This window comes from Streptomyces sp. NPDC050636 (genome assembly GCF_040654775.1).
Classification (GTDB): Bacteria; Actinomycetota; Actinomycetes; order Streptomycetales; family Streptomycetaceae; genus Streptomyces.
The window spans coordinates 41,234-53,863 of sequence record NZ_JBFAIP010000032.1 but is presented as its reverse complement, the minus strand read 5'-3'; the positions used below and the strand labels follow the sequence as shown (position 1 = coordinate 53,863).

General features: G+C 71.5%; 12 protein-coding genes. 4 read left to right on the top strand and 8 right to left on the bottom strand.

The features are described 5' to 3' along the window. Nucleotides 1–201 precede the first annotated feature (201 nt). Both AB0I10_RS22905 and AB0I10_RS22900 read right to left on the bottom strand, forming a co-directional pair. Entirely contained in the window at nt 202–3,258 is a 3,057-nt protein-coding gene (locus tag AB0I10_RS22905) for a helicase-related protein (RefSeq protein WP_363154429.1), read from the bottom strand. A 106-nt stretch (nt 3,259–3,364) separates the two neighbouring features. Further along, a complete protein-coding gene (locus AB0I10_RS22900; protein WP_363154412.1) occupies nt 3,365–5,035 on the bottom strand; it encodes a DAK2 domain-containing protein in 1,671 nt (556 codons plus the stop codon). Between the two features lie 232 nt (nt 5,036–5,267). On the opposite strand from AB0I10_RS22900, the gene rpmB reads away from it, so the two are divergent. Beyond that, nucleotides 5,268–5,453, top strand: a complete 186-nt coding sequence (gene rpmB, locus AB0I10_RS22895) for a 50S ribosomal protein L28 (RefSeq protein WP_006602870.1) — start codon at nt 5,268–5,270, stop codon at nt 5,451–5,453. A gap of 125 nt (nt 5,454–5,578) precedes the next feature. Here the strand turns inward: rpmB and thiD are convergent, their stop codons facing one another. Together thiD and AB0I10_RS22885 are read right to left on the bottom strand one after the other, a co-directional pair. Further along, nucleotides 5,579–6,394, bottom strand: coding sequence for a bifunctional hydroxymethylpyrimidine kinase/phosphomethylpyrimidine kinase (thiD, locus tag AB0I10_RS22890; RefSeq protein WP_363154411.1), 816 nt, complete (start codon nt 6,392–6,394; stop codon nt 5,579–5,581). 21 nt (nt 6,395–6,415) lie between these two features. Beyond that, nucleotides 6,416–7,384, bottom strand: coding sequence for a thiamine-phosphate kinase (locus AB0I10_RS22885; RefSeq protein ID WP_363154410.1), 969 nt, complete (start codon nt 7,382–7,384; stop codon nt 6,416–6,418). Between the two features lie 158 nt (nt 7,385–7,542). Here AB0I10_RS22885 and AB0I10_RS22880 point away from each other — a divergent pair, with 158 nt between their 5' ends. Next, complete coding sequence (locus AB0I10_RS22880; RefSeq protein WP_363154409.1) at nt 7,543–7,776, top strand: Lrp/AsnC ligand binding domain-containing protein; 234 nt, start codon at nt 7,543–7,545, stop codon at nt 7,774–7,776. 21 nt (nt 7,777–7,797) lie between these two features. Then, entirely contained in the window at nt 7,798–8,274 is a 477-nt protein-coding gene (locus AB0I10_RS22875; RefSeq protein WP_363154408.1) for a DUF3515 domain-containing protein, read from the top strand. Nucleotides 8,275–8,281: 7 nt separating this feature from the next. Here the strand turns inward: AB0I10_RS22875 and AB0I10_RS22870 are convergent, their stop codons facing one another. The 3 genes from AB0I10_RS22870 to AB0I10_RS22860 form a co-directional block, all read right to left on the bottom strand. After that, nucleotides 8,282–9,418 (bottom strand): D-alanine--D-alanine ligase family protein, encoded by a 1,137-nt coding sequence (locus AB0I10_RS22870; RefSeq protein WP_363154407.1) that lies wholly within the window; start codon nt 9,416–9,418, stop codon nt 8,282–8,284. A gap of 213 nt (nt 9,419–9,631) precedes the next feature. Beyond that, the gene (locus AB0I10_RS22865) at nt 9,632–10,633 is read right to left on the bottom strand and encodes an NAD(P)H-dependent glycerol-3-phosphate dehydrogenase (RefSeq protein WP_363154406.1); all 1,002 of its coding nucleotides are present in this window, start codon (nt 10,631–10,633) and stop codon (nt 9,632–9,634) included. After that, nucleotides 10,630–11,478 (bottom strand): lysophospholipid acyltransferase family protein, encoded by an 849-nt coding sequence (locus AB0I10_RS22860; protein WP_363154405.1) that lies wholly within the window; start codon nt 11,476–11,478, stop codon nt 10,630–10,632. The genes AB0I10_RS22865 and AB0I10_RS22860 overlap by 4 nt, the downstream gene beginning before the upstream one ends. 140 nt (nt 11,479–11,618) lie before the next feature. On the opposite strand from AB0I10_RS22860, the gene cofC reads away from it, so the two are divergent. Then, nucleotides 11,619–12,344 carry a 2-phospho-L-lactate guanylyltransferase gene (gene cofC, locus AB0I10_RS22855; protein WP_363154404.1) on the top strand — a complete coding sequence of 242 codons (726 nt, stop codon included), beginning with the start codon at nt 11,619–11,621 and terminating at the stop codon, nt 12,342–12,344. Here cofC and AB0I10_RS22850 read toward each other — a convergent pair. Further along, nucleotides 12,325–12,528, bottom strand: a complete 204-nt coding sequence (locus tag AB0I10_RS22850) for a hypothetical protein (protein ID WP_363154403.1) — start codon at nt 12,526–12,528, stop codon at nt 12,325–12,327. The two genes, cofC and AB0I10_RS22850, sit on opposite strands and share 20 nt — an antisense overlap. Nucleotides 12,529–12,630 lie beyond the last annotated feature (102 nt).

Below are 12,630 nucleotides of genomic sequence, written 5' to 3'. Positions count from 1 at the left end.
ACGTTGTGCTGGGTCGATGGTGTGGGTGAGCGGTGGGAGCCGGGTGGGCTCCGCCCTCCCACGATATTGCGTCAGGTCGGGGTCAGCGCCCGGCGGAGTGCCCGGATCCCGCGGGAGCGCGGTGATCGATCTCACGCGGCGGGCGGGGGCTGCCGGCCCGCGCCTCAGCCCGTCTCCGCCTACTGCTCTTCTCGGCCTTGCTCACCCCTTGTCCAAGTAGCGCTCCCGTTCGTCGTCCAGCAGGGCGGCGAGCGCGATCCGCAGCTCCGGGCAGCCGGTCAGCTCGGGGTCGGCGGTGACCAGCGCGGTGGCCTCCTCGCGGGCGGCCGCGATCACCTCCTCATCGTCGATGACCGTGAGCATCCGCAGCGACGACCGGACGCCGGACTGCGCCTGCCCCAGGACATCGCCCTCGCGCCGCTGCTCCAGGTCGATACGGGAGAGTTCGAAGCCGTCCAGGGTGCCGGCCACGGCGGCGAGCCGGGCGCGGGCCGGGCTGGCCTCGGGCATCTCGCTCACCAGCAGACACAGGCCCGGCGCCGAACCACGGCCCACCCGGCCGCGCAGCTGGTGCAGCTGGGAGACACCGAAGCGGTCCGCGTCCATGATCACCATGGCGGTGGCGTTCGGGACGTTCACCCCGACCTCGATGACCGTCGTCGCGACCAGGACATCCAGCTCGCCGGCGGCGAACCGGCGCATCACCGCGTCCTTGTCGTCCGGCGCCATCCGGCCGTGCAGCACCGCCACCCGCAGGCCTTCGAGCGGTCCCTTGGTGAGCTGCTCGGCGACGTCGAGCACCGCGAGCGGTGGCCGCTTCTCCGCCACGTCCTCCGGGGAACTCGCCTTGGCCGCCGCGCCCTTGGAGCCCGACGCCCCCTTCTTGGCTCCCTTGGGCGCATCGGCCTCGTCGGCGTCATCGCCGATCCGGGGGCACACCACGTAGGCCTGATGCCCCGACTCGACCTCTTCGCGGACTCGTTCCCAGGCCCGCGCCATGAAGTGCGGCTTGTCCTTGGCGGGCACCACATGGCTGGCGATCGGCGAACGCCCGGCGGGGAGTTGGTCCAGGACGGAGGTCTCCAGATCGCCGAAGACGGTCATCGCGACCGTGCGCGGAATGGGCGTCGCGGTCATCACGAGGAGGTGCGGCGGTTGCTTGCCCTTGCCGCGCAGTGCGTCCCGCTGCTCGACGCCGAAGCGGTGCTGTTCGTCGACGACGACGAGGCCGAGGTCGTGGAACTGCACCTTGTCCTCGATCAGGGCGTGCGTGCCGATGACGATGCCGGCCTCGCCGGTGACCAGGTCGAGCAGCGCCTGGCGGCGGGCGGCGACGCCCATGGAGCCGGTCAGCAGCACCACCTTCGTGCCGTGGTCGGCGCCGCCGAGCATGCCCCCCTCGGCCAGCTCACCCATCATCTCGGTGATCGAGCGGTGATGCTGCTGGGCGAGGACCTCGGTCGGCGCCAGCATCGCGGTCTGGCCGCCGCTGTCCACCACCCCGAGCATGGCGCGCAGGGCGACCATGGTGTTGTGCGTGACCGTGAAGTGGTCGGTCACATAGGCATGGCCGGGGTGCGCGACGCTGATGCACTGGACGGGCTTGCGGCCGATGTACTCGATGGCCTGGATGGTGCGCCGGAAGCCGTCGCTGCCCTCCGGCTGAGCAGCGGCCTCTCGCGTCCCCGCACGCTCGCGGGCCCGGTTGCGGAAGGGCGGATACGCATCCGGCAGCGCCACGGAGACGTCATACGCACCGTCCCGTACTGCGTTCAATTGCGCACGGCCCCCCAAGGAGCGCACCAGCCACGCGAGGTCGGCGGCCAGCGGAGCGGCCGCCGCCCGGTACACCGCGGTGGCCCCTGCCGGCTCGCCCCCGGCGTCCATCAACCCCTGCACCACCGCGAGCCGCCCCTTGAGGGGGGCGTTCCGATACGCATCCGGCACGCGGTCCGCCGCGCAACCGCCGCTGCCGTCGCCCAGCGCCCTGCCCACCAGATACGGATCGAGCGGCCGGGGCTCACCGCCCTCCAGGTCCACCGGCGTGGCCGCCGCGATGGACCACTTGGGCCGGCCGTCGGCACCATGGAGATCGGCGCGGAGCTCGCGCGTCGTCAGCACCCGCTCGCCCGCACCGCGGGTCCCGACGATCCACAGATGCTCGTCATCGCACTCGACGGAGCTCCCGTCCGACAGGACCAGCCGCCACACCTCCCGCTCCCCCTGCGGGAAGACCCCGTCCACCACGGCGAGCTCGCCGCTCGGCACCACCACTTCGGTGCCGACCGTCATCTCCCCCATGGGCCGGAATCCGCGCGGCGTGAGCACCAGCGCGTCCAGCGGCTGTGCCTTGCCGGAGCCGACCTCGCCCTGGAGGAGGCGGTGCATGGGGTGTTCCGTCGCCAGGTCGTCGAAGATCTCCTGGCTGACCTTGTGCTGCCCCTCGGTGAGGGAGAAGGGCAGCTTGGCGTCGAAGTCGTCGAGGATGCCGCCCTTGACCAACGCCCTTGGTACGGCCGGGAGTTGGGTCTCGGCGAGACGGCGCCGGGCGAGCGCGACCTGGAGGACGAAGGCCTCGTCCCACTTCAGCCGGTCCCGCGCGGCGCCGATATCGGCCTTGCTGGCCGGCCGGTGGATCTTCAGCAGCGCCTCGGTGAGCGGGACCAGGCTGCGGCCCTCGCGCAGCGCCTCCGGCAGCGGGTCGACGGCGTCCGGCGCGCTGGGCAGTACCGCGTCGACCGCCTTGGTGATCTTCCAGGACGCCATCTGCTGGCAGGCCGGGTAGATCGGCATCAGCTGATTGGCGAAGGCGTCGACGGCCCCGGTCTCGGCGTCCCGGTCGAGGAGTTCGTATTCGGGGTGGGCCAGCTGGAGTTTGCGGTTGAAGACGGAGACCTTGCCGGCGAACATCGCGCGGCGGCCCGGCAGCAGGTCCTTGTGCGGTTTATGGATGCCCTTGCCGAAGAAGACCAGCTGGAGGCGGCCGCTGCCGTCGGTGAGCGTCACCTCCAGCCGCTGTCCTCTGCCGCTGTTGAATGTCAGCACGCGGGCGTCCGCGACCTGCGCGACGACCGTGACATGTTCGTCCAGCGGCAGGTCGGCGAGGCGGGTCAGCTCGCCGCGCTCGGCATAGCGCCGGGGATAGTGGTGCAACAGGTCGCCGACCGTATGCAGGTCGAGATGCTCGGCCAGCACCTTCGCGGTGGTGCCACCGAGGATTTTCTTCAGAGGTTCGTCGAGCGCTGCCACGCCGTCTATTGCACACCACGCCACTGACAACGGCCAGAATCACCGCTTTTCGCGCCTCCGGCTATGAGAGCGCCGCGTCCCTTCCACCCCATCGGCCGCAGTGGACTCATGCACGCTATTCGACGCCGATCAGCAGCGGCGCCGCGTACCGGCCGCCCTCGTAGACGACCGTGTCCACGGCGAGATACCGCTCTCGCACATGCCGCTCCAGCCGTTCGGCGAGGGATTCCGGAACGTCCGCGCCGAGAACGAGGGTGACCATTTCGCCGCCCGCGGACAGCATCCGGTCGAGCACGGTCGTCGCGGTGCCGGCCAGGTCGGCTCCGATCACCGCGACATCGCCGTCGATCAGGCCGAGGACGTCCCCGGCCTGGCAGACCCCGGCCATCGTCCACGACTGCCGCTCCGCGACCGCCAGCTCGGCATAGCGGGTGGCGCCCGCGGCCGAGGTCATCGCCACCGCGTCCGCGTCGAAGCTGCGGCCCGGCTCGTGCACCGCCAGCGCCGCGATGCCCTGCACGGCGGAGCGGGTGGGGATCAGCGCGACCCGCACACCCTCGGTACGGGCCTGCTCCGCCGCGGCAGCCGCGGTGTGCCGCAGCTCCGGGTTGTTGGGCAGCAACATCACCTCCCGGGCGTGCGCCTGCCGGATCGCCTGCACCAGCTCGCCGCTGGCGGGCGGCTCCCCGGGACGTACGGACACCACGGTCGCGCCTGCCTCCGCGCACAGTCCGGCGAGCCCTTCGCCCGGCACGACGGCGACCACGGCCCGCGCCGCCAGCTCCGGCTCCTTCGTGCGGGTGGTGGTGCCGCCGAAGTGCGTGATGGCGATCCGGTACGGGCGGCCGGCCTCGATGCCCGCCTCCACGGCGGCGCCCGCGTCATCGACATGGACATGGACGTTCCACAGGCCGTCCCCGCCGACCACCACCAGGGAGTCGCCGAGCCCGTCGAGCCGGGTCCGCAGGCCCGCCACGGCGTCGTCGTCCGCCTCCAGGAGGTAGATCACCTCGAAGGCGGGTCCGTCCGCATGCGGGTCCCCGCAGCCATCCGCCTCCCCAAGGGCCGCCACCTCGCAGCCCGCCGCCTCAGGGATCGGGGCATCCGCCCGTACGACGACGGGGGCCGTCGAAACCTCCCCGGACAGGGCGTCGGCGAGCGCGCCCAGCAACGCGACGACTCCGCAGCCGCCGGCGTCCACCACGCCCGCCCGGCCGAGGACCGCGAGCTGCCCAGGGGTCGCCCGGAGGGCGGTACGGGCGCCTTCGTGGGCGGCCCGCGCCACCTCGGAGGCCTCGCCGCCGGCCCGCTCCGCGGCATCGGCGGCGGCGGTCGCGACCGTCAGGACGGTGCCCTCCACCGGGTGCGCCACGGCCTCGTACGTCGATGCCGCGGCCCGGCGCAGCGCCCGCCGCAGCACCTCTCCGGCGCCCGGCCCGGCCGCACCGTCCGGCGCCGCCGCGGCCGTCAGCACCTCCGTCATCCCGCGCAGCAGCTGCGCGAGGATGGTGCCGGAATTGCCGCGGGCCCCGATGAGGGCTCCGTGCGCCATGGCGCCCATGGCATCGGCGAGGCCGGGTGCGGTACCGGTGGAGGCGTGCCCGTCGAAAGCGGCCTCGACGGCGCGGGTGGCGGATTCGAGCGTCAGATAGAGGTTGGTGCCGGTGTCACCGTCGGGCACCGGGTAGACATTGATCGCGTCGATCCGCTCGCGCTCCCGGCCGAGTGCCTCAAGGGCCAGCCCGCACCAGGTGCGTACCGCTGCGGCGTCGAGCGGGTACGGCACATCGTCCTCCTGGTTAACGGAATGCACCCGCACAGTAGCCGCGCTCGGGCGGGGAGTCCGGGGCGGGGGCCGGAGAGCCCGTGGTAGTTTCGTTCTACGGGAGCGGCCGTTGTATGCTGCTCCGGTTGCCCGATGAAAATCGGGCCATTCCTCTCCTGGCGAAGCCGGCGGTCAATGCACTCGGCTCGTTGGGATTTCACCGTAAGTGCATCTGAAGTCTTTGGAGTGACCCGTGGCTGCCAACTGCGACGTCTGCGGCAAGGGGCCGGGCTTCGGCAAGAGTGTCTCGCACTCGCATCGCCGTACCAACCGTCGTTGGAACCCCAACATCCAGACGGTTCGTGCAGTGATCGGGCGCACGCCGAAGAAGCTGAACGCCTGCACCTCGTGCATCAAGGCCGGCAAGGTCTCGCGCTGACGTCTTAGCCGTAGCGCAGCCCAGTCGGTTGCTTGTGAAGCCGGTCCACCGAGAGGTGGGCCGGCTTCTGCCGTTCCCGGGGCACGGCAGAAGCACTCCCTGCCACGCCCGCCCCGCTGTCGGAGTCAGCCGCGCGAGCGCCAGCCGTGGTCCACGGGCCCGATGCCCGCGCCCAGCCGGAAGCCGCCCGCGATGGCGCCGGTGACATAGTCCTTCGCCGCCGCGACCGCCTGCGGGACGGTGTCCCCCTTGGCGAGCTGCGCGGCGACGGCGCTGGCGAGGGTGCAGCCGGTGCCGTGCGTGTGCCGGTTGTCGTGACGGGGGGCGCGCAGCCAGTGCTCCTCGGTGCCGTCGGTGAGCAGGTCCACGGCGCTGTCGGCGCCCGCGCCACCGGGGACGACCGGCAGATGGCCGCCCTTGATGAGCGCCCAGCGCGGTCCGAAGTCCAGGATCGCGGCGGCCGCCCGGCGCATATCGGCCTCTTCGTCGACGCGCAGGCCGGTCAGCTGGGTGACCTCGTCCAGGTTGGGGGTGGCGACCGTGGCGGTCGGCAGCAGTTTGGTGCGGACCGCGTCCAGGGCGGTGGCGGCGAGCAGTGCGTCGCCGTGCTTGGAGACCCCGACCGGGTCGATGACGACGGGCACCCGCAGCTCGGCGAGCAGCTCCGCGACGGTCTCGACGAGTTCGGGCGAGGCGAGCATCCCGGTCTTCACCGCCTGGACGCCGATGTCGTCGACGACGCTGCGGAACTGGGCCCGTACGGCGTCCGCGGGCAGCTCCCAGGCGCCCTGCACACCGAGCGAGTTCTGCGCGGTGACGGCGGTGAGCACGCTCATGCCGTGGGTGCCGAGCGCCAGCATCGTCTTCAGGTCGGCCTGTATGCCCGCGCCGCCGCCGGAGTCGGAACCGGCGACGGTCAGCACGCGTGGAGGTATGTGCATGCCGCCGAATCTACTCGCCCTCTACTCGGGGTCCATGTTGTCCCCGAAGTGGTCCCAGCCGGCCTTAGCCCAGGGCGCGCCGTCCACCGTCACCTGGGGCAGTGCGGAGGGGTTGAGCACCTCGCCGATGACCTTCCACCGGGCGGGCAGCTTCACATCCGGCGGGAAGGTGGCCACGATCGCGTGGTCCTCGCCGCCGTTGAGCACCCACTGCATCGGGTCCACGCCGACGGCGGTGCCGATGTCGGACATCTGCGAGGGGATGTCGATCTTGGCGGACCGCAGGTCGATACGGACCTTGCTGGCCTCCGCGATATGCCCGAGGTCGGCGACCAGTCCGTCGCTGACGTCCGTCATGGCGGTTGCGCCGAGTCCGGCGGCCGCCGGGCCCGCGTGGTACGGCGGCTCGGGACGGCGGTGCGCCTCCACGAACGCGCGCGGGGAGCGGAAGCCACGGGAGAGGACGGCGTGGCCGGCGGCGGACCAACCGAGCCAGCCGGTGACCGCGACGACGTCGCCGGGCTGGGCGCCGCCCCGGGTGACCGGCTCCGCGTTGCGCAGATCGCCGAGCGCGGTGATGGCGACGGTGATGGTGTCACCGCGTACGACATCGCCGCCGACGACGGCGGCGCCGGCCACCTGGCACTCGTCGCGCAGCCCGTCCATCAGCTCGGTCGCCCAGGTGGCGGGGAGTTCCGCGGGGACGACCAGGCCGAGCAGGATCGCGGTGGGCACCGCGCCCATCGCCGCGATGTCGGCGAGGTTCTGCGCGGCGGCCTTGCGGCCGACGTCGTACGCGGTGGACCAGTCGCGGCGGAAGTGCCGCCCTTCCAGGAGGATGTCCGTACTGGCCACGACCCTCCGGTCGGGCGCGGTGACCACCGCGGCGTCGTCCCCCGGCCCGATCCGTACGGCCGGGGTGGTGGTGAGCCGGGAGGTGAGCTCCCTGATCAGCCCGAATTCCCCCAGCTCGCCGACGGTGCCCTTCATGCTGTTGCCCTTCCCATGTGTACGGACGATCCGTACTTGGCTGACGACTGCGCCGTACTTGCCGAGTTCACCGCGCGGGTCTCCCCGCTCCGCTCGGTGACGCGGTACCGTGGCGTCCCTTCTCCCCACATGATCCTCGTAGCCGCCCTGGAGGTTCCGTGGTACAGGCGTACATCCTGATCCAGACCGAGGTCGGCAAGGCCTCCGCCGTTGCCGAGGTGATTGCGAAGATCAACGGTGTGCAGACCGCCGAGGATGTCACCGGCCCCTACGACGTCATCGTGCGCGCTCAGGCCGACACGGTCGATGAGCTGGGCCGCATGGTGGTCGCGAAAGTCCAGCAAGTGGAAGGCATCACGCGCACGCTCACCTGCCCGGTCGTCCATCTCTAGTTCCCCCGTATGCTCGGCCGGGTGATCACAACGCGCCGCCGGTACCTGGCCCTGCCCGTGCTCACCGTGCTGTTCACCGCGGTGAGCTGTTCTTCCGAAGACATCGCCGTGCCCTCCCCCAAGGGCGACGCCGTACGGCACTGCCGGGCGCTCCACAAGGAGCTGCCGCGGACCGTGGACGGGCTGCAGCGGGGTACCGCGGAGCCCGTCTCCGACTTCACTGCCATATGGGGCGATCCTGCCGTGCAACTGCGCTGTGGGGTGCCGAAGCCCGACGTTTTGACGGCCGGGAGTGAACATTACAACCCCAACGCGGAAGGGGCGGAAGTCAACGGCGTCAGATGGCTCTTCGAGAAGCAGGACGACGGCTATCGCTTCACGGTCGTGCTGCGCAAGGTCTACGTCGAGGTGACCGTTCCCGGGACGTACGCCCCCGAGGTCAATGTGCTCACCGACCTCGCGGGCGCCGTCAAGAAGACCATTCCGGCAGGGGTCTAGGACCCGCTCAGCGCAGGCCCGTCGAGCGGCGCAGCGCCGCCTGGATGAGCCGGTCGATCAGCTCCGGGTAGCTCACACCGCTTTCCTGCCACATCCGCGGGTACATCGAGATGGGCGTGAAGCCGGGGAGCGTGTTGATCTCGTTGATCACGAACTCGCCGTTGTCCTGCAGGAAGAAGTCCGCACGGACCAGGCCCTCGCAGGACGCCGCCTCGAAGGCCGCGACGGCCAGCTCCTGGACCTCGGCGGTCTGCTCCGCGGTCAGCGGGGCCGGCACGATCCCGTCGGCCGAGTCGATGTACTTGGCCTCGAAGTCGTAGAAGTCGTGCGCGGTGACCGGCGGGATCTCGGCCGGCACACTGGCCCGCGGGCCGTCCTCGAACTCCAGGACCCCGCACTCGATCTCGCGGCCGCTCAGCAGCGACTCGACGATGATCTTGGGGTCGTGGCGACGCGCCTCCTCGACGGCCCCGTCCAGGCCGGAGAGGTCGGCGACCTTGGTGATGCCCATGGACGAGCCGGCGCGGGCGGGCTTCACGAACAGCGGCCAGCCGTGCTCGGCGGCGAAGTCCACGATCCTCTTGCGGGCGGCGGCGGGATTGCTGTCCCACTCCCGCGGGCGGATGACCTCGTACGGGCCGACCGGCAGCCCGAAGGAGGTGAACACCCGCTTCATGTAGTCCTTGTCCTGGCCGACGGCGGAGGCGAGCACGCCCGAGCCGACGTAGGGGACGCCGGAGAGCTCCAGCAGGCCCTGGAGGGTGCCGTCCTCGCCGTACGGGCCGTGCAGCACGGGGAAGACGACATCGACCTCGCCCAGCGCCTTGGGCACCGAGCCCGGCTCGCTGTAGACGACCTCGCGGTTGACCGGGTCGACCGGGAGCAGCACGCCGCCCTCGGTGGTTTCGGCCAGTTCGGCCACATTGGGCAGCCGCCGGTCCGAGATGGCCATCCGCTCGGGGTCGTCGGCGGTCAGCGCCCAGCGTCCGTCGGTCGTGATGCCGATGGGCAGCACGTCGTACTTCGCGCGGTCGATGGCGGCCAGCACGGCTCCGGCGGTGACCACGGAGATGGCGTGCTCGGAGCTGCGCCCGCCGAACACGACGGCGACGCGGGGCTTGTGGGAGGAGGTCTCGCTGCTCATATCGCGTCGAGGGTACCTGCTGACCGGCTCGTAGTCAGTGCTGCGGGCGGCTGTTGGTGGTGCCGCGTCGCCGTCGCCCCGGTGGCGCGGGCGCCGGATCTGACGGACCGCTGCCGCGCCGTACCGCTCCGTACTCCTCCGTACCGCTCCGTGCCGCCCGTGCCGCCCGTGCCGTTCAGTGCCGCCCGTGCCGTTCAGTGCCGCCCGTGCCGTTCAGTGCCGCTCGGGCTTCGCGGTGCGCGACATCAGGTCCTTGAGGGCCAGCATCGGCGGCTTGCCTCCGTGGACGATGTCCACGACCGTCTCGGTGAGCGGCATGTCGACGCCGTGCCGACGGGCCAGATCCAGCACGGACTCGCAGGACTTGACGCCCTCGGCGGTCTGCTTGGTGACCGCGATGGTCTCCTCCAGCGTCATACCGCGCCCGAGGTTGGTGCCGAAGGTGTTGTTGCGGGACAGCGGCGAGGAGCAGGTGGCGACGAGGTCGCCCATGCCGGCCAGGCCCGCGAAGGTGTGCGCGTCGGCGCCCATCGCGAGGCCGAGGCGGGTGGTCTCGGCGAGGCCGCGGGTGATCAGGGACGCCTTGGCGTTGTCGCCCAGGCCCATGCCGGTGGCGATGCCGACGGCCAGCGCGATGACGTTCTTGACCGCGCCGCCCAGCTCGCAGCCCACCACGTCGGTGTTGGTGTACGGGCGGAAGTACGGGGTGTGGCAGGCGGTCTGCAGCCGCCGGGCGACCGCCTCGTCGGCGCAGGCGACGACGGCCGCGGCGGGCTGCCGGGCGGCGATCTCCTTGGCGAGGTTGGGCCCGGTCAGCACCGCGACGCGCTCCGCGGGGACCTTGGCGACCTCTTCGACGACCTCGCTCATGCGCTTGGCGGTGCCCAGTTCGACGCCCTTCATCAGGGAGACCAGGACCGTGTCGGCGGGCAGCAGGGGCGCCCATTCGGTGAGGTTGGCGCGCAGCGTCTGCGAGGGGACGGCGAGGATGGTGAACTCCGCGCCGCGGGCCGCTTCCGCCGGGTCGGTGGTGGCCCGTACGGACGCGGGAAGCTCGACCCCCGGCAGATAGTCGGGGTTGGTGTGGCCGGTGTTGATCGCGTCGGCGAGGGCCGCGCGGCGCGCCCACAGGGTCACCTCGCATCCCGCGTCGGCGAGCACCATCGCGAATGCGGTGCCCCAGGACCCCGTGCCGAAGACGGCGCAGCGCGTCACTTGCTTTCATCCTCCTGTGCCTGCTGGGTGCTTCGGACCTGCTGCGTACGGGCGGCGGGCGCCGCGGGGGCGTCCGCGGCAGCCGTGGCGTTCGCCGCCTTCGCGGCCTCCCGGGCGGCGCGCCGCTCCCGGGCGATGACCTTGCGGTAGTCGAACGGTTCGGCCGGTGCGGGCTCGCTGCGCAGTTCGGCCAGCTGCTCGGTGATCGCGGCCATGATGGTGTCGGTGACGGCGCGCAGGACCTCGGCGGTCGGCTCCTTGCCGTAGAACGCGCTCAGGTCGACCGGCGGCCCCGCCTTCACCCGCAGCGTCTTGCGCGGGAAGAGCCGGAGCTTCTTCTCCTTGGCGTACGGCGGCATCACGTCATTGGCGCCCCATTGCGCGACGGGAATGACCGGGGCCATGGTCAGCAACGCGACCCGTGCCGCGCCGGTCTTGCCCTGCATGGGCCACATCTCGGGGTCGCGGGTGAGGGTGCCCTCGGGGTAGAAGGCGACACATTCGCCCTTGTCGATCGCGGCGACGGCGGCCCGGAACGCGGTGGCGGCGTCGGTGGTTTCCCGGTAGACGGGGATCTGGCCGAGGCGGCGCATCATCAGGCCGACAAAGCCGCCCTTGAAGAGGCCGGCCTTGGCGAGGAATCGCGGGACCCGTCCGGAGTTGTACTGATAGTGCGCATAGGAGAGTGGATCAAGGTACGAGTTGTGGTTGACCGCGGTGAGAAATCCGCCGTCAGCCGGAATGTGCTCCATTCCCTGCCAGTCCCGCTTGAACAGAACCAAAAGCGGTGGTTTGCAGATGACCGCGGCCAAGCGATACCAGAAGCCGATTCTGCGGCGGGACACTCGGACACCCTCCTAGTGGGACCTGCTGAGCTGCTGCGAGCCGGCAGCCGCACGATTGTCGCCCCAGGTACCCGCTATGTCGAGAACACCGTAACCCCGCGACTCCCGAACGGCGGCGGCAGCGGGTGAGAATGATGCCGATGCGAAGAGACGGAGCAGATCGCGCGGCAGAGGCGGCCTGGAGCCTGGTGGTGCCGCTGAAGCCGCTGGTGCGGGCCAAAAGCAGGCTCTCCCGGGCCACCGGTGAGGAGTTCCGGCCCCGGCTGGCGCTGGCCTTCGCCCTGGACACCGTCGCCGCGGCGCTGGCCTGCGAATACGTCAGGGATGTGGTGGTTGTCACGGACGATCCGCTGGCCGGGGAGCGACTGGCGGCGCTGGGGGCGCGCATTGTGCCCGACACTCCGGCCCGCGGGCTCAACGCCGCACTGGTGCACGGAGCGGGCACGGTGCGGGCGCGCCGCCCGGATGCCGCCGTCGCCGCGCTGAACGCCGATCTTCCCGCGCTGCGTCCGGCCGAGCTCGGTCTGGTGCTCCATTCCGCCGCGGAATTTCCCCGCGCATTTCTCGCGGATGCAGCGGATATCGGGACAACACTTCTGACCGCGACTTCCGGAGTGGAATTGGCACCGGCATTCGGGGGGCCGTCGCGGGCCCGTCACCTCGCTTCCGGAGCGCGCGAGATCCTTGCGGCGGATGTGCCGTCGGTACGCCGGGACGTGGACACCGGCGAGGATCTGCGGGCCGCGCTGGCACTCGGCGTGGGCCCGCACACGGCGCGCCACACCCCGCCGCCGGCGGGTGACGGGGCGATGGTGGAGGCCGCCGCGCCCCAGGCGCCGCCGCAGGTCAGAGCGTCTGGAGCGTGATGAGGACGATGCGGCGGCCGTCGCCTTCGCCCTCGACCTCGATGCGCACCCGCTGACCGGGCCGCAGCAGCCGCAGGCCGCCCGCGTCAAAGGCCGCCGCGTCGAAGGGCAGCGGGGTCCCGTCGTCCAGCAGCACGCTGCCGGAGCGGTTCTCGGAGTCGTAGGTGTACGAGGTGGCCTGCATGGGAGAGAGCCTAGACGAGTAAGTCCGGTGTCCCTTCGTCCGCCCGTAGAGCGGCCGGAACGGACACCGGGCTTACTCGTCCAGCGGTTCGCTGCCGGAACG